The organism is Streptomyces sp. DSM 42067, from assembly GCF_055792885.1.
This window is the reverse complement of sequence record NZ_CM147706.1, coordinates 7,681,451-7,697,093: the sequence shown is the minus strand read 5'-3', so window position 1 is coordinate 7,697,093 and position 15,643 is coordinate 7,681,451. Positions and strand designations below refer to the sequence as shown.

Genomic DNA, 15,643 nt, shown 5'->3' with positions numbered 1-15,643 from the left:
GGTTCACGCCTCCGTCTTCGGGGTGCCGCGCAGGATGGAGTTGCCCTCGTGGGTGGCGTCGGGCCGTGGGGCGTCGAGGGTGAGCCGGCCGCTCAGCCCGTAGAAGGCGACGGGATTGCGCCACAGCACCCGGTCGACGTCGTCCTCGCTGAACCCGGCCTTGAGGAGGGCGTCGCCCACCTTGCGGGTCTTCAGCGGGTCGCTCCTGCCCCAGTCCGCGGCGGAGTTGACCAGGACCTTCTCCGGCCCGTACTGCTCCAGCACGGCGACCATCCGCTCCTCGTCCATCTTGGTGTCGGGATAGACGGAGAAGCCGAGCCAGCAGCCGGCGTCCTTGGCTTCCTTGACGGTGGTCTCGTTGAGGTGGTCGATGAGTACCCGCTCGGGCGGCAGAGCGGACTCGCGGACGACATCGAGAGTGCGGCGCAGCCCGGCGAGCTTGTCGCGATGCGGGGTGTGCACCAGAGCCGGCAGCTCATGGTCGGCGGCGAGCTGGAGCTGGGCGGCGAGTGCGGTGTCCTCGGCGGGCGTCATGGAGTCATAGCCGACCTCGCCCACGGCGACGACGTTGTCCTTGACGAGATACCGGGGCAGCACGTCCAGGACGGGGGTGCAACGGGGGTCGTTCGCCTCTTTGGGGTTGAGGGCGAGCGTGCAGTGGTGGGCGATGCCGTACTGGGCGGCGCGGAAGGGTTCCCAGCCGAGGAGGGAGTCGAAGTAGTCGACGAAGGAGGCCGGCGAGGTACGGGGCTGACCCAGCCAGAAGGCGGGCTCGACGACGGCGCGTACGCCCGCCGCGTACATGGCCTCGTAGTCGTCGGTGGTCCGTGACGTCATATGGATGTGGGGGTCGAAGATGCGCATCAGGACTCCTCGCCGGTCGAAGGAGCGGAGGGGGGCGAAGGGATGGCCGAGGACGCCGAGGGACCGGTTGGCAAGGCGCAGGGGGTGGTCAGGGCAAGGACGCGGTGCAGGTCCTCGGGGATGTGGCGGCCTGCGGCGGTGCGTTCGTTCGCGTAGTCGACGAGCATGCGGGCCAGTTCGGCGTCGGCTCGTGCGCGCTCCGCCAGGCCGGCTACCGCGTCCACGGAGACACCGGTGAAGAGGCACTTGAGGACGGCGTGCCGCCAGTTGTGGGGGTCCAGATGCTCGGCGGCATACGGGCCGACGGCGGCGGCGACCAGGCGTGTGTCGTTGGTGCGCAGGGCGTCCTCGACCAGCTGCAGGGCTTGGGGGCCGGGGACGAGGTGGGGCAGTGCGTGCAGGACAGCGCGGCGTTCGGCGGCGTTGCCCTGGGCGTAGATACGGGTGAGGGTCGCCGGGTCGGCGCCTGCGGCGTGCAGGAGGAGCAGGCGGGCGGCGTCGGCGTACTCGGGGCCGCAGCGGCGCCCGGCTTCGGCGAAGCGTACCTCCCAGGAATGCAGGGGGCTTTGGGTGTCCTGCCCCTGGCCCCGGCCTTGGCCCTGCCCTTGGTCTTGGTCCTGCCCCTGGCCTTGGCCCTGGCCTTGGCCTTGGCCCTGCCCTTGGTCTTGGTCCTGCCCCTGGCCCTGGCCCTGGTCCCGGTCCTGGGCCTGGGCCAGCCTGCGGTCCCGCTCGTGGTGCCGGTGCCGGTGGCTGGCGGCCTCGGCGAGTGCCTGGTCCAGCCAGGCGCGGGCGGCGCCGTCGAGTGCGGCGTCGAGGTGGGCGTAGAGAGAGGCGGTGGAGGGTTGCACCGTGGGGTGGTGCGTCATGGCGTGCTCCCTTCCAGTGCGGCCTCGGTTGCCCGGCTCCGGGCAGCCCGCCCTGCGCCGGGGCAGGCGCGGCGCAGGAAGTCCAGCGACTCCTCGGCGAGGCGTGGGCCGGCGTGGGAGTGGCGGGGCAGTTCGACGACGGTCAGTCCCTGGTAGCCGGTGGCGACAAGGGCTTCGAGTACGGGCGGGAAGTCGATCTCCCCGTCCCCGAACGGGAGGTGTTCATGAACACCGCGGCGCATGTCCTCGATCTGGACATGCCGCAGCCAGGGTGCCGCGGCCCGGACGCAGTCGGCAGGCGGCTCCGGTTCCAGGCACTGGCAGTGGCCGATGTCGAGGGTGAGACCGAGGGCTTCGGGGCTGCCGAGTGCATCTCGCAGGTGGTGGAAGTCGGCGAGCGTGGCGACGAGGTGGCCCGGTTCGGGTTCGACGGCGAGCGGGATTCCTGCGGCGGTGGCGGCATCCAGTACGGGTGCCAAGGCCTCTGTGAGCCGTTGCCACGCCACGTCGTCCGACGTGCCCTCGGGTGTGACGCCGCTGAAACAGTGCACCGCGTGCGCACCCAGGTCGACGGCGATCCGCACGGCGAGGATCAGCAGTCTCGTGCGTGCGGCACGGCCGGCCGGGTCCGGGTCGAGGAGAGAGGGACCGTGCTTGCGGCGCGGGTCGAGCACATACCGGGCGCCGGTTTCGATCGTCACGCCCAGTCCGTGCCGGCCGAGTCGGCGGGCCACCTCGCGCGTGCGCGCGGCCAGGTCCGGGGCGAGCGGGTCCAGGTGCATGTGGTCGAGGGTCAGCCCGACCCCGTCGTACCCGAGGTCGGCGAGCAGACCCAGGGCGTCGGTGAGGCGCAGGTCGGTGAGGCCGTTGGTGCCGTATCCGAAGCGGAGGGTGTCTGGGCTCATGTCACGCTCACCTTCCGTGCGAACGCCCGGGCGGCCGGGGCCAGGGCGGCAGTCAGCAGTGCGCTGCGGAGTCCGCCACCGCGGGCGGCGAGTGCTGCCTGGAGCGGGATCATGGATCGAATACCGCCCCCGACGGCCCGTTGTGTGAGCGGCGGAGAAGGGTTGAGGACGGCGTGGAACAGGGGGCGGGCGGCAGTTGCGGCGTAGGCGGCGCCGAGAACGCCCTGGAGGACGGTGGCAGTTCTGTTCGCCGCAGTTCCGGCGGTCGCAGTTCCTGCGATCGCGGTTCCTGCGATCGCAGTCCTCGCCGTCGCAGTCCTCGCCGTCGCAGCTCTGCGGCTCGGCGCCGCAGCGCCCATCGGCGCGGAGGAGCTGGAGCCCGGCAGGCGGAGGGCGGAAGCCGTCCGTCGGCCCGCCGGGAGTTCGGGGGTGGTGCGACCTGTGGCCCGACCAGTGGTGCGACCAGCTGTCCACGCCAGCAGGACCGTCGCCGACAGCGCCGCGAGTGGTGCCAGGGAGGAGCCGCCCTGGGTCTCCCGGCGAGACACGGCCGTCACCGCCAGTGTGTGCGCGCCGAGGACCGTGGCCGAGGGCAGGGCCGTGCGCCACCGGCCGCCCGGGACCGTTGCCGCCGCGCCCAGCACCAGGTCCAGTCCCCGGGCCGCCGCCATGGCCGCGGGACCGGCGGCCGTTCGCTTCAGGCCCAGATCGTAGGCCCAGACCGTGGTGGCGAGCGTCCCGGCGACCGCCAGCGCCGGCCGCCCGGCGCGCGCGGCCAGCGCAAGGCCGGCGCAGGTGAGGCCACCGGCCGCAGCCAGCGCCGCGCCGGGGCTGACGCGGCGGGAGGGCAGTGGGCGGTGCGGGCGTTCCACTGCGTCCTCGGCGCGGTCGGCCCAGTCGTTGAGCGCCATGCCCGCTTCGTACAGGCACAGGGAGGAACCGATGGCCAGAAAGGTGCGGCGGTTGGGCCGGGTGCCCGCCGCGGCGGCGCCCGCGAGGGCGTCACCCGGCACCGTGAACAGTGCCGGCAGCCGGAGCAGTTCCGCCCAGGCATGTGCACTCGGCCGGATCTCGCTGCTCATCGTGCCGCCCGCAGCCGCCCGGCGAATCCCACCAACTCCCCGTACTGCTCTGCGAGTGCCGAGGGCGAGCCGGGGTCCGGGTCCTTGAAGTAGAAGCCGAGTTCCGGCAGGGGTCCCGAGAGGCCGGCCTCGTGGGCGCGGGCGGTCAGGCGGGCCAGGTCGAGTACGAGGGGCGCCGCGAGGGCGGAGTCGCAGCCCTGCCAGGTGGTCTGGAGCACCATCCGGGAGCCGAGGAAGCCGTCGAAGGCGATGTGGTCCCAGGCGGTCTTCCAGTCGCCGAGGGCCGGTACGTCGTCGATGTGCACCTCGCCTTCGGGGGCCGAGCCGAGGGTGTCGGTGAGGACGCGTTCCTTGCCTGCGTTCTTCGCGGCGGCCGCACCAGGGTCGGCCAGCGCCGCGCCGTCGCCTCCGCCCAGCAGGTTGGTCCCCGACCAGGCGCGCACGGCCAGGGCACGCTGCGCGAACATCGGTCCCAGCACCGACCGCAGCAGCGTCTGCCCGGTCTTGCCGTCGCGTCCCGCGTACGGCAGGCCGGAGCCCGAGGCCACCGCGCGCAGTGAGGGGTGGTGCAGGCCCGTCGACGGGGTGAAGTTGACGTACGGGCAACCGGCCCGCAGCGCAGCCGCCGCGTACAGAGAGCTGGCAGGGAGTCGTGCCGGGAGAGCGGCCTCGGAACGCGTCGCAGCGGCCCCCGACTCCGCCGCCCCCGTGGCCGACGCCCCAGCCGCCCCCGACTCCGCCGGCCCCGTCGCCACAGGCTCCGTCGACGCGACGTTCACCACGACGGTGCGGGTCAGCCCGCCCCGGCGTACGAAGTCCCGTATGTCGGCGGCCATGGACTCGATGAGCTCCTCGTCGGAGCGGGTGTCGCCGGGCAGGGGTCCGCCGGTGCGGATCTCCCGGTCGGCGGCGGCCAGTTCTCCCTGCACCGCCGACGGCAGACCGTGCGGCAGGACTCCCCCTGCGACCAGTGCCTCCGCGCGCTTGGGCAAGGGGCAGTCCACCGTGTCGTGACCGCCGAAGACGAGGGACGACAACGTCGGCAGACCGCAGTCGGCAAACGGTGCCGTCTCGGTCACCATGCCGGTGGGCGGGTGCAGCCCCGCGGCCACGGCGGCACATCCCACCACCACGGTGGTGGCCACGGAACCGCGCGCTCCGACGAGCCACACGCCGGTACGCGGAGGGGGAGCGGGTTCGGCGGACATGAACAACCTCCTTGACGACAAGGACGGAAGGAGAGAGAAGACGAAAGGCGAGGAGAGAGGGCCGAGCACAGACGATGAGAGGAAGGTGACGGCGGGCGGAGGTCCGGCGTCCCCCGCCCGCCGCCGTCTAGTCGCCCTTCACGGGCAGTTCCCGGAGCTGTTCACCCCGAAGCTGCTCATCCCGGAGCTTCTCACCTTGGACCTGCTCACTCCGGACCTGCTCACCCTGGAGCTCCTCGCCTGCGCCGAGCTCCTTGATCCGGATGTTGCGGAACGACACCTGGTCCTCGGCGCCGTGGTTCTGGATGCCGATGTGACCGTCCTCCAGGCTCCGCGCCGGATCGGTGTTGGTGAAGTCGTTGATCTTCACCCCGTTGAGCCAGACGCGCAGCCGCTCGCCCTCGACACGGATCTCGTACGTGTTCCACTCCCCCGGCGGGTTCAGGGCGCGGTCACGTTTTCTGATGTCGGCGGACTGGAAGCCGTAGACCGAGCCCGTGGTCCTCTCGGGCACGTCGGTGGCGTCGATCTGGATCTCGTAGCCGTTGTTCACGGCCGACCACGGGTCGTCGGAGGCCGGGAAGCCCACGAAGATCCCGGAGTTGTCGTCCCCGGCCGTCCTCCAGTCGAGCTTGAGCGAGTACGAGCCGAGTTCCTCGGCCGCGTACCAGAGCATGCCCATGCCTCCGGCGGAGGTGAGCGTGGAGTCGTTCAGCTCGAAGGAGCCGGGTCCCGCCTGCTTCCAGCCGTCGAGTGAGGCCTGCGTGCCGTCGAAGATCGGCGTGTAGCCGTTCTCCGGGCGGCAGTCGGCCTGGGCGTCGCCGACGGCCCAGCGGATGCCGCCCAGCAGGTGCTGCCGGAAGGCGGGTTCGGCGTACGACTCCTTGGTGTGGCCGCCTCCGGTGTAGAAGGCGCGTCCACCCTGGTAGTCCTGGCACCAGGCGATCGGATGGTCGCCGTGCATGGTGCCGCCGGTGTACGACGACTCGTCCAGCGATGCCAGGACGTGGGCCCGGTCCCGGGGATTGGAGCGGTAGTTGTACCACTCGTCCGTACGGTCCCAGGCCGCCGCCAGATGGGATGTCGCGGGGTGCGCCCGGTCCTCGACGTCCACCGTCGCGGGCTGGATCGCGGGGTGCGACTGGAAGTACGCGCCCGCGAGGCCGGCGTAGAAGGGCCAGTCGTACTCGGTGTCGGCGGCGGCGTGGATACCGACGTAGCCGCCACCGCGCCCGATGTAGCCCTCGAAGGCGGTCTGCTGGGCCTCGTCCAGTACGTCCCCCGTGGTCGAGAGGAAGACAACGGCGTCGTACTGCCGGAGGTTGGACGGGGTGAACGCGCCGGCGTCCTCGGTGGCGTCGACCGCGAAGCCGTGCGCCGCCCCCAGTTCCCGGACCGCTGCGATGCCTTCGGGGATGGAGTCGTGGCGGAAACCGGCGGTCTTGGAGAACACCAGCACCCGCCTCTCCGGGGCGTTGGTCTTCGAGGCGTTCGAGGCGTCCTCCGAAGCGGCCGGCCCCGACACACACCCGATGACCAGGGCGGCTCCCGCCGCGGCGGTCACCAGTCGGGTTCTTGCACGCATCTCGGGCCTCCCCTCATTCCGTCGTGAAGGTGAAGTCGTCCACCTCGTACAGGGCATCGCCACTGCCGCCCTTGAAGACGAGGTAGAGCGTGGTGGTGCCGGAGGGCGCGCCCTTCAGGGTGGCCGTGACGTCCTGGTAGTTCTCCCAGCCGCCCGTGTCGGGGACGGTTGCCGTGCCGAGGAGCCTGCCGCCCGCCGAGCCCGCGCGGATCTCCAGGGTGCCGCCCGCGCCGGCGGAGGCGATCCGTGCGCTGATCTTGGTCGCGTTGGACAGGACGTACGGCTGGAAGGCGATCCAGTCGCCGTTGCCGATGTCGCCGACGGTCTTGGCGCCGTGGGCCGTCGTCCGGCTCTGGACGGTGATGCCCTCGGAGGTGCCGAAGTGCTCGGCCTGGCGGTGCCTGGGCTGGACGACGTGTCGGTCGTGGGTGGTCAGCGCGGCCTGACCGCCGCCACCGCCGTCGGTGTACTCGGCGTCGAAGACCCCGAAGACGTTGGCGTCGTCGTCGTGGCCGCCGTCCGCGCCGGTCTGGATGGTGCCGGTGCAGCCGTTTGCCGAGGTCAGCAGATGACCGTGGCTGTCGTGACCGAGAATGAAGTTGACCTTGACCTTGGCGCAGTCGATGGTGCCGTCCTCCGGGTCGGTGACCTTCACCTTGAACGGCACGGCGTCGCCGAAGCTGAACAGCTGTCCGTCGCGGGGCAGTTCAAGCGTCACCTTGGGTGCGGTGTTGCCGACCACGATCTGCACGCTCGCACTGCCGGTGCGTCCGCTCGGGTCCTTGGCGGTCAGGGTCGCCGTGTACGTCCCGTTCTTCTTGTACGTGTGGGAGGGGTTCGCGGCAGTGGAGGCGGCGGAGCCGTCGCCGAAGTCCCAGCTGTACGTGAGCGTGTCGCCGTCCGCGTCGGTGGTGCCGCTGGACGAGAAGCGGACCTTCAGCGGGGCCTGCCCCGAGGTACGGTCGGCGGAGGCCTGCGGGGTCGGCGAGTGCCCGTCGGTGGCGTTCTCGATGCGGTACAGGGCCGAGTTCTCGTCACCGCCGAACCAGGAGACGCCGTAGTCCAGGACGTAGAGCGCACCGTCCGGCCCGAAGGCCATGTCCATCACCTGGGTGCCGGTCCAGGGGATGTCGTTGATGGACTGCACCGTGCCGTCGGCGTCCGACGATATGCGCTTGATCCAGCGGCGGCCGAACTCCCCGGCGAAGAAGTCACCGTCGTACGCCTCGGGGAACTTGACCGGCGAGTCGAGCGTTGCGTCGTAGTGATAGACCGGTCCGCCCATCGGGGACTCGGAGCCGTCGCCGAACTCGGGCACGGACGGGCCGTTGTAGGGGATCCAGGCGGGCTGGGCCGGGGGCAGGTCGGTGAGGCCTGTGTTGTTCGGGGAGGTGTTCTTGGGGGCGTTGCAGTCGAAGCTCGCGCCGGAGGTGCCGGTGGCGAAGTCGTAATCCACGTACGCGTCGTTGTTGCCCGTGCAGTAGGGCCAGCCGAAGTTGCCGGGCTTGGTGACGCGGGCGAACTCGACCTGGCCGGCGGGGCCGCGCTCCGGGTCGGCGGCACCCGCGTCAGGGCCGTACTCGCCGACGTACAGGATGCCGGTGGCCTTGTCGACGCTGAAGCGGAACGGGTTGCGGAAGCCCATCGCGTAGATCTCGGGACGCGTCTTGTCCGTGCCGGGCGCGAAGAGGTTGCCCTCGGGGACGGAGTACGAGCCGTCGGCGTTCACCTTGATCCGGAGGATCTTGCCCCGCAGGTCGTTGGTGTTGCCGGACGTGCGCTGGGCGTCGAAGGCCGGGTTGCGGTCGGCACGCTCGTCGATGGGCGTGTAGCCGTCCGACTGGAAGGGGTTCGAGTCGTCGCCGGTCGACAGGTACAGGTTGCCGGCCGCGTCGAAGTCGATGTCGCCGCCGACGTGGCAGCAGATGCCGCGTGAGGCAGGGACGTCGAGGATCTTCGTCTCGCTGGCGGTGTCGAGCGTCCCGTCGGTCTTCAGCACGAAGCGGGAGAGCCGGTTGACGCCGTCGAACTTCGCGAAGTCGGCCGCGGTGCCGGTCTCGGGGGCGTCGCCCGCCGGGGTGTCCAGCGGCGGGGCGTAGTAGAGGTAGATGAAGCGGTTGTCGGCGAAGCCGGGGTCGACGCCGACGCCCTGCAAGCCTTCCTCGTCGTGCGAGTAGACGTCGAGCTTGCCGGCGAGCCGGGTGTTGCCCGCGGCGTCGGTGATACGGAGCTCGCCGTCGCGTGAGGTGTGCAGGACCGAGCGGTCCGGGAGCACCGCGAGGGACATGGGCTCGCCGACCTCGGGCTCGCCCTTGGCGAGGGTGACCTGCTGGAAGTCCTCTGCGGCGGCCGCCGAAGCCGTCTTCGACGCGTTCGTCTCCGGGTCGGCGGCGCCCGCCGGCGGTACGGCGAGGGCGAGCGAGGCGCCGGCGAGGAGCGTGCCGGTGAGGAGTGCGAGTGCCTTGCGGAATCTCAGACGCTCTCTGTTTCCAGTGCTGTTTCCGGATTTCCTGAGCACGAAGTGCCTCCAGGGAGGGTGCCAGTCGTACGTGGCGAGTGCGGGATGCCGGGGTGCGCCGTCACCCCGGAGCGAGCTGTGTCGCGAACGTGTACGCCGTGCGCGTGCGCAGCGATGCGTGTGTCGCGTACATCTCAGGCGTATGCCTAATGGACGGTAGCCACGTTTGTCCGTGACCGAAAGCCCTTGGACAGCAAGGAAGTTGGACTTTTTCCTGCATGAGGACAAACCGGGTTCCGGGCAGGCCGGACCGCCCCGGCGCGGGCGGACCCGCGCCGGGAAGCAAGCACCTGACAGAACTGCCGGTGGATCGCCCTACCGGGCTACTCGGCACTCCCGAACGCCGCGTCGAAGGACGCCGTCGGAGGCTCGAAGTCGTACGCCTTCAGGCGCTGCAGGGCCTCAGGCGCACCCTGCAGACGGTCCATGCCCGCGTCCTCCCACTCGACGGAGATGGGCCCGTCGTACCCGATGGAGCGCAGCATCCTGAAGACGTCCTCCCAGGGGACGTCGCCGTGGCCGGCCGACACGAAGTCCCAGCCGCGCCGCGGGTCGCCCCACGGCAGATGCGAGCCGAGGCGGCCGTTGCGGCCGTCCAGCCGCTTGCGGGCCTCCTTGCAGTCGACGTGGTAGATGCGGTCGCGGAAGTCCCACAGGAAGCCGACGGGGTCCAGGTCCTGCCAGACGAAATGGCTCGGGTCGAAGTTGAGGCCGAACGCCGGCCGCCGGTCGACGGCTTCGAGGGCGCGCTGCGTGGTCCAGTAGTCGTACGCGATCTCGCTGGGATGCACCTCGTGGGCGAACCGCACGCCCTCCGCGTCGAAGACGTCCAGGATCGGGTTCCAGCGCTCGGCGAAGTCCTCGTACCCGCGCTCGATCATCCGCTCGGGGGCGGGCGGGAACATGGCGACGAGGTGCCAGATGGACGAGCCGGTGAAGCCGATGACGGTGTCGACGCCGAAGGCGGCCGCGGCCCGTGCCGTGTCGGCCATCTCGGCCGCCGCCCGCCGCCGTACGCCCTCGGGCTCGCCGTGGCCCCAGATACGTGCGGGCAGGATCGCCTGATGTCGCTCGTCGATGATCGCGTCGCACACGGCCTGGCCGACGAGGTGGTTGGAGATCGCCCGGCATTTCAGGCCGTACTTGTCGAGCAGCTGCCGCCGGGATGGCAGATACGAGTCGTCGGCGAGCGCCTTGTCCACCTCGAAGTGGTCGCCCCAGCAGGCGAGTTCGAGGCCGTCGTAACCGAAGTCGCGGGCGAGCCGGCAGACCTCTTCGAGGGGCAGGTCGGCCCACTGGCCGGTGAAGAGGGTGAAGTCACGGGGCATGGACGGGGCCTCCTAGACCGATGAAGCAGATGACGCCGATGAAGCATGGGAACCGGAATCCGTGGCCGTTGCGGCGGCCGGGGCCGGCGGCACGGGCGTGTACACCGAGTTCTTCGCCGCGCTCTCCTCCACCGCCGCCAGTACGCGCTGCACACCGAGCCCGTCGGCGAAGGAAGGTTCCGGTACGACGCCCGTCGCGATGGCGGTCACGAAGTCGCGGGCCTGGTGGACGAAGGAGTGCTCGTACCCGAGGCCGTGGCCCGGCGGCCACCAGGCCTCGAGATACGGATGGTCGGGCTCGGTGACGAGGATGCGGCGGAAGCCCGCGCTCACACCCGGCTCGGTGTGGTCGTGGAACGACAGTTCGTTGAGCCGCTCCAGATCGAAGGCGAGCGAACCGCGTTCGCCGTTGAGCTCCAGACGCAGCGCGTTCTTGCGGCCGGTGGCGAACCGGGTCGCCTCGAAGGAGGCGAGCGCGCCCGAGGCGAAGCGGCCCGTGAACAGCGCCGCGTCGTCGACCGTCACGGTGCCGATTCCCCCGCCGCCTCCCGTAGCGCTGAGCCCTGCCGAAGCACCGGCGAGCAGCGGCCGCTCCCGTACGAAGGTCTCGGTGAGCGCGGACACACCGACGAGCGGCTCGTCCGCCAGATACTGCGCGAGGTCGACGATGTGCGCGCCCAGATCGCCGAGCGCCCCCGATCCCGCGCGGTCCCGCTGCAGCCGCCAGGTGAGCGGGAAACCGGGATCGACCAGCCAGTCCTGCAGATACGTGACGCGAACGTGCCGCAGGGTGCCCAGCCGGCCGTCGGCGACCATCTTGCGGGCCAGCGCGGTGGCCGGCAGGCGACGGTAGTTGAAGCCGACCATGGCGACCTGCCCGCGGGCCCGGGCCTGTTCGGCGGCCTCGGCCATGGCCTCGGCCTCCTCGACGGTGTTGGCCAGCGGTTTCTCGCACAGCACGTGCTTGCCCGCCGCGAGCGCGGCGAGGGCGATCTCCGCATGGCTGTCGCCTGGTGTGCAGATGTCGACCAGGTCGACGTCGTCACGGGCGATCAGTTCCCGCCAGTCGGTCTCCGCGGCCGCCCAGCCGAGCCGGTCGGCCGCGGCCCGTACGGCGTCCGCGTCACGCCCGCAGATGGCCGCCAGCTTCGGCCGGCACGGCAGGTCGAAGACGCGTCCGACGGTGCGCCAGCCCTGGGAGTGGGCGGCGCCCATGAACGCGTATCCGACCATGCCCACGCCGAGCCGGCGCTTGCTCGAGCCAGTACCGGCCTCGGCACCAGAACCGCCACCGGTGTCAACTTGCCCTGCCCCGGCCGCGCTTCCTCCCGGCCCGGATCCGGCGACCGCCCCGCTCTCGGGCTGCTCCGGCTGTCCCATACGGAATTCCTCCTCGTGGTCGACGCTCTGTGGGGGCGGGCGTACGCATCACTTGAAGCCGGTGGACATGTACTGGTCGACGTTGTCCTTGTCGACGACGGCCGAGTAGAGGGTGAGCGATGCCGGGATCTCGAACTCCGCGAGACCGGACACGCCCTTGGACTGCCCGAGCGCACGCGCCAGATCGATCGCCGAGGCGGCCATGGTCGGCGGATACAGCACGGTGGCCTTGAGCACGCCGTTGTCGGCCTTGATCGCCTGGAAGGCGGAGAGCGCGCCCGCGCCGCCCACCATCAGGAAGTCGTCGCGGCCCGCCTGCTCGATGGCGCGCAGGGCACCGACGCCCTGGTCGTCGTCGTGGTTCCACAGGGCGTCGAACTTCGACTGGGCCTGCAGCAGCTGGGCCATCTTGGCCTGGCCCGACTCGACGGTGAACTCGGCGGCCTGGCGCGCCACCTTCCTGATGTTCGGGTAGTTCTTCAGCGCATCGTCGAAGCCCTGGGTGCGCTGCTTCGTCAGCTCCAGGTTGTCGAGCCCGGCGAGCTCCACGACGCGCGCGTCCTTCTTGTCCTTGAGCTTCTCGCCGATGTAGTGACCGGCGTTGAGGCCCATGCCGTAGTTGTCGCCACCGATCCAGCAGCGGTACGCCTGCGGTGTGTTGAAGATCCGGTCGAGATTGACGACGGGGATGCCCGCGCGCATGGCCTTCAGGCCGACCTGCGTGAGCGCCTTGCCGTCAGCCGGGAGGACCACCAGGACGTCGACCTTCTTGTTGATCAGCGTCTCGATCTGGCCGATCTGGGCCGCGGTGTCGTTGGAGCCCTCGGTGATCTCGAGCGTCACGTCCTGGTACTTCTCGGCCCGCTTCTTGGCGTTGTCGTTGATCGCGTTCAGCCAGCCGTGGTCGGCCTGCGGCCCCGCGAAGCCGATGGTGACCTCCTTGCCGGGCTTGTCGTCCGCGACCGGCTGGTCGTTCGCGGCGGCCTCCTCCTTCTTGGGTTCGTTGCTGGTGCAGGCGGTGAGGAGGGCACCGGCGGATACGGCGGCGGTGCCGAACAGCAGTCCTCTGCGACTGGTGAGCTCTGGCATGGTGGTTAAACCCTTTCCTCAAGTCGTGCTTGCGGTACGGCGCTGGACCAGCACGGCGGCGACGATGATCGCGCCCTTGGCGATCTGCTGGACGTCGCTCTGCAGGTTGTTGAGGGCGAAGATGTTGGTGATCGTGGTGAAGATCAGGACGCCGAGGACCGAGCCGGTGATGGTGCCCCGGCCGCCGCTGAGCAGGGTCCCGCCGATGATCGCGGCGGCGATGGCGTCGAGTTCGTAGAGGTTGCCGTTGGTGTTCTGGCCCGAGCCGGACAGGATGATCAGCAGGAACGCGGCGATGCCGCAGCACATCCCGGACAGCAGATAGAGGTAGAGGCGCTGGCGGCGTACGTCGATGCCGGCCAGCCGTGCCGCCTCCGCGTTTCCGCCGACGGCGACGGTGCGCCGCCCGAAGGTGGTGCGGTTGAGCACCAGCCAGCCGACGATCGTGACGGCCGCGAAGACGAGGACCAGCGGCGGAACACCGAGGATGTACGCGTCGCGCTCCCCCAGGTCGAGAATCCCGTCGACGGTGACGACCTGCGTCCTGCCGTCGGTGATCTGCAGGGCGAGGCCGCGTGCGGAGGCGAGCATGGCGAGCGTCGCGATGAACGGCACCATGCCGCCGTACGCGATGAGCAGCCCGTTGACCAGTCCGCAGCCGACGCCGACGAGCACCGAGGTGAAGAGGATGCCCCCGAAGCCGTACTCCTGGGTGGCGACGGTCGTGGCCCACACCGAGGCGAGCGCGACGATGGCGCCCACGGACAGGTCGATGCCGCCGGAGGTGATGACGAAGGTCATGCCGACCGTGACGACACCGATGACGGACGACTGGGTGAGGACGAGCTGGAGGTTCCTGGTGTCCAGGAACTCGTCGGGCTTGGTGATGCCGCCGACGACGATCAGCGCGGCGAGCACGCCGAGCAGTGACAGGGTCCGGATGTCGGCCCGTGCCCACAGGGTACGGAGCGGACTCCCAACGTCCGCGGGGTCTGACTTGCGGGGGCCGGTGGATGCGGGCCGAGTCCCGGCGTCCGTCTGGCCCTGCTGCGCCGGAGAGGCGGGCTGCGTCATGACGTCGGACTCCCTTCCGTGGTCACGGGGGCCCCGGTGGTCCTGCTGGTCACGGAGCTTCCTTCCATCACGAGGTCGAGTACGCGGTGTTCGTCGAGCTCCCGGGCGGGCGCCGTGTGCACGACGTGGCCCTCGCGGAGCACCAGCACACGGTCGGCGAGCCCGAGGACCTCGGGTACTTCGCTGGAGACGAGGAGGACGGCGAGGCCGTCGTCGGCGAGCCGCCGGATGACGGCGTACAACTCGGCGCGGGCGCCCACGTCGACACCCCGGGTGGGCTCGTCGAGCAGGAGGACCCGGCAGCCGCGCAGCAGCCAGCGGGCGAGTACGGCCTTCTGCTGGTTGCCGCCGGAGAGGGTGCGTACGGGAACTGACGGGTTGTCGGGGCGCAGCGACAGCTCCCGCGTGGCGTTCCGAGCCGCGTCACGTTCGGCGGACCGGTCCAGCCAACCGCCCCGCGAGAAGCGGGACATGGAGGAGACCGACACATTGCGGGTGACGGACTCGAGCATCAGCAGCGCCTGCGCCTTGCGCTCCTCGGGGGCGAGCCCGAGCCCCGCGCGGACGGCGGCACGGACGCTGCCGGGCTTCAGTGGCTTCCCGTCGACCAGCACCCGGCCCGCACTCGGCTTGCGCGCCCCGTAGACCGTCTCCAGGATCTCCGAGCGCCCGGAGCCGACGAGCCCCGCGAGGCCGACGATCTCGCCGGGGTGCAGTTCGAGGTCGAGGGGCGCGAACTCGCCGTCGCGGGCGAGGCCTTCGGTGGTCAGTACGGGTGCGGGACGAGCCGCCCCCGCGCCGGAGGGCCGGTCCGGGAAGACGTACTCGACGTTGCGGCCGGTCATCAGGGCGACGACCTCCCGCGTCGGGGTGGTCTTGGCGGGGAGCCCGACCGCGACGGCCCGGCCGTCCTTGAGGACGGTGACGCGGTCGCCGATCGTGCGGATCTCCTCGAGGCGGTGGGAGATGTAGACGACGGCGACACCATCTGCGGTCAGATCGCGCACGATACGGAAGAGGTTGTCGACCTCGTCCGGGTCGAGGGCGGCGGACGGCTCGTCCATCACGATGAGCCGTACGTCGTGGGAGAGCGCCCGCGCCATCGACACGATCTGTTGCTGGGCGGCGGAGAGATCGCCGACGAGCCGGGCCGGGTCGATCTCCGGATGACCGAGCCGCTTGAGCAGGGCCGCAGCCCGGTCGCGTGCCTCCCGTCCTCGTACGACAAAGCCGGCCGCGGTCGGCTCATGGCCGAGGAAGACGTTCTCGGCCACCGACAGGCCCTCCACCAGGTCGAGTTCCTGGTAGATCGTGGCGATGCCGAGGCGCATGGCGGCGATGGGCGAGCGGAGGACGACGCGTTCGGAGCGCCAGGTGATCGCGCCGTCGTCGGGTTGGTGGGCGCCGGCGAGCACCTTGATGAGGGTCGACTTCCCGGCGCCGTTCTGGCCGAGCAGACAGTGGACCTCACCGGCCTGGACTTCGAGGTCCACGCCGTCGAGGGCGCGGACGCCCGGGAACGACTTTGTGATGCCGGACATGGTGAGCAGGGGTGGTTCTGGTGCCATGACGGTTCCCCTCGGCGGTGCGGCCGGTGAGCGGGTGCGATTCAGGGCGTGTACTGATATGTCGGGTGGTGCAGGGCATGCAGCTGTACGTGGATGGCGTACTGGGTGTTGCGGCTCGTGAAGGTGGTGCAGGTCGTGCGGCTCGTGCGGTGGTGCAGCTCGTGCGGCTCGTGAAG

The 15,643-nt window shown here is 70.7% G+C and carries 12 protein-coding genes; all 12 read right to left on the bottom strand.

What is annotated here, in order from left to right:
* Nucleotides 1-3 precede the first annotated feature (3 nt).
* Nucleotides 4-864: a TatD family hydrolase gene (locus ACSMXV_RS34600; RefSeq protein WP_473175048.1), complete on the bottom strand. Its 861-nt coding sequence runs from the start codon at nt 862-864 to the stop codon at nt 4-6.
* Entirely contained in the window at nt 864-1,730 is an 867-nt protein-coding gene (locus ACSMXV_RS34595; protein WP_473175047.1) for an EboA domain-containing protein, read from the bottom strand. Before ACSMXV_RS34595 ends, ACSMXV_RS34600 begins: the two co-directional genes overlap by 1 nt.
* A complete protein-coding gene (locus tag ACSMXV_RS34590; RefSeq protein WP_473175046.1) occupies nt 1,727-2,635 on the bottom strand; it encodes a sugar phosphate isomerase/epimerase family protein in 909 nt (302 codons plus the stop codon). Before ACSMXV_RS34590 ends, ACSMXV_RS34595 begins: the two co-directional genes overlap by 4 nt.
* Complete coding sequence (locus tag ACSMXV_RS34585; RefSeq protein ID WP_473175045.1) at nt 2,632-3,717, bottom strand: SCO3242 family prenyltransferase; 1,086 nt, start codon at nt 3,715-3,717, stop codon at nt 2,632-2,634. Before ACSMXV_RS34585 ends, ACSMXV_RS34590 begins: the two co-directional genes overlap by 4 nt.
* Nucleotides 3,714-4,925 (bottom strand): inositol-3-phosphate synthase, encoded by a 1,212-nt coding sequence (locus ACSMXV_RS34580; RefSeq protein ID WP_473175044.1) that lies wholly within the window; start codon nt 4,923-4,925, stop codon nt 3,714-3,716. Before ACSMXV_RS34580 ends, ACSMXV_RS34585 begins: the two co-directional genes overlap by 4 nt.
* 127 nt (nt 4,926-5,052) lie before the next feature.
* On the bottom strand, nt 5,053-6,510 hold the full coding sequence (locus tag ACSMXV_RS34575) for a ThuA domain-containing protein (protein ID WP_473175043.1): 1,458 nt from the start codon (nt 6,508-6,510) through the stop codon (nt 5,053-5,055).
* Between the two features lie 13 nt (nt 6,511-6,523).
* The gene (locus tag ACSMXV_RS34570; protein ID WP_473175042.1) at nt 6,524-9,028 is read right to left on the bottom strand and encodes a PQQ-dependent sugar dehydrogenase; all 2,505 of its coding nucleotides are present in this window, start codon (nt 9,026-9,028) and stop codon (nt 6,524-6,526) included.
* Nucleotides 9,029-9,351: 323 nt separating this feature from the next.
* Nucleotides 9,352-10,356: a sugar phosphate isomerase/epimerase family protein gene (locus ACSMXV_RS34565; RefSeq protein WP_473175041.1), complete on the bottom strand. Its 1,005-nt coding sequence runs from the start codon at nt 10,354-10,356 to the stop codon at nt 9,352-9,354.
* Nucleotides 10,357-10,368: 12 nt separating this feature from the next.
* The gene (locus ACSMXV_RS34560) at nt 10,369-11,736 is read right to left on the bottom strand and encodes a Gfo/Idh/MocA family protein (RefSeq protein WP_473175040.1); all 1,368 of its coding nucleotides are present in this window, start codon (nt 11,734-11,736) and stop codon (nt 10,369-10,371) included.
* 48 nt (nt 11,737-11,784) lie between these two features.
* Nucleotides 11,785-12,825 (bottom strand): substrate-binding domain-containing protein, encoded by a 1,041-nt coding sequence (locus tag ACSMXV_RS34555; protein ID WP_473175039.1) that lies wholly within the window; start codon nt 12,823-12,825, stop codon nt 11,785-11,787.
* Nucleotides 12,826-12,843: 18 nt separating this feature from the next.
* Entirely contained in the window at nt 12,844-13,899 is a 1,056-nt protein-coding gene (locus ACSMXV_RS34550; RefSeq protein ID WP_473175038.1) for an ABC transporter permease, read from the bottom strand.
* A complete protein-coding gene (locus tag ACSMXV_RS34545; RefSeq protein WP_473175037.1) occupies nt 13,896-15,467 on the bottom strand; it encodes a sugar ABC transporter ATP-binding protein in 1,572 nt (523 codons plus the stop codon). The genes ACSMXV_RS34550 and ACSMXV_RS34545 overlap by 4 nt, the downstream gene beginning before the upstream one ends.
* Nucleotides 15,468-15,643: the final 176 nt, after the last annotated feature.

Excerpts from the sequence above, each read along its gene's own strand:
- ACSMXV_RS34600 (WP_473175048.1), bottom strand. The coding sequence starts at position 864 with ATGCGCATCTTCGACCCCCACATCCATATGACGTCACGGACCACCGAC.
- ACSMXV_RS34595 (WP_473175047.1), bottom strand. The coding sequence starts at position 1,730 with ATGACGCACCACCCCACGGTGCAACCCTCCACCGCCTCTCTCTACGCC.
- ACSMXV_RS34590 (WP_473175046.1), bottom strand. The coding sequence starts at position 2,635 with ATGAGCCCAGACACCCTCCGCTTCGGATACGGCACCAACGGCCTCACC.
- ACSMXV_RS34585 (WP_473175045.1), bottom strand. The coding sequence starts at position 3,717 with ATGAGCAGCGAGATCCGGCCGAGTGCACATGCCTGGGCGGAACTGCTC.
- ACSMXV_RS34580 (WP_473175044.1), bottom strand. The coding sequence starts at position 4,925 with ATGTCCGCCGAACCCGCTCCCCCTCCGCGTACCGGCGTGTGGCTCGTC.
- ACSMXV_RS34575 (WP_473175043.1), bottom strand. The coding sequence starts at position 6,510 with ATGCGTGCAAGAACCCGACTGGTGACCGCCGCGGCGGGAGCCGCCCTG.
- ACSMXV_RS34565 (WP_473175041.1), bottom strand. The coding sequence starts at position 10,356 with ATGCCCCGTGACTTCACCCTCTTCACCGGCCAGTGGGCCGACCTGCCC.
- ACSMXV_RS34560 (WP_473175040.1), bottom strand. The coding sequence starts at position 11,736 with ATGGGACAGCCGGAGCAGCCCGAGAGCGGGGCGGTCGCCGGATCCGGG.
- ACSMXV_RS34555 (WP_473175039.1), bottom strand. The coding sequence starts at position 12,825 with ATGCCAGAGCTCACCAGTCGCAGAGGACTGCTGTTCGGCACCGCCGCC.
- ACSMXV_RS34550 (WP_473175038.1), bottom strand. The coding sequence starts at position 13,899 with ATGACGCAGCCCGCCTCTCCGGCGCAGCAGGGCCAGACGGACGCCGGG.
- ACSMXV_RS34545 (WP_473175037.1), bottom strand. The coding sequence starts at position 15,467 with ATGGCACCAGAACCACCCCTGCTCACCATGTCCGGCATCACAAAGTCG.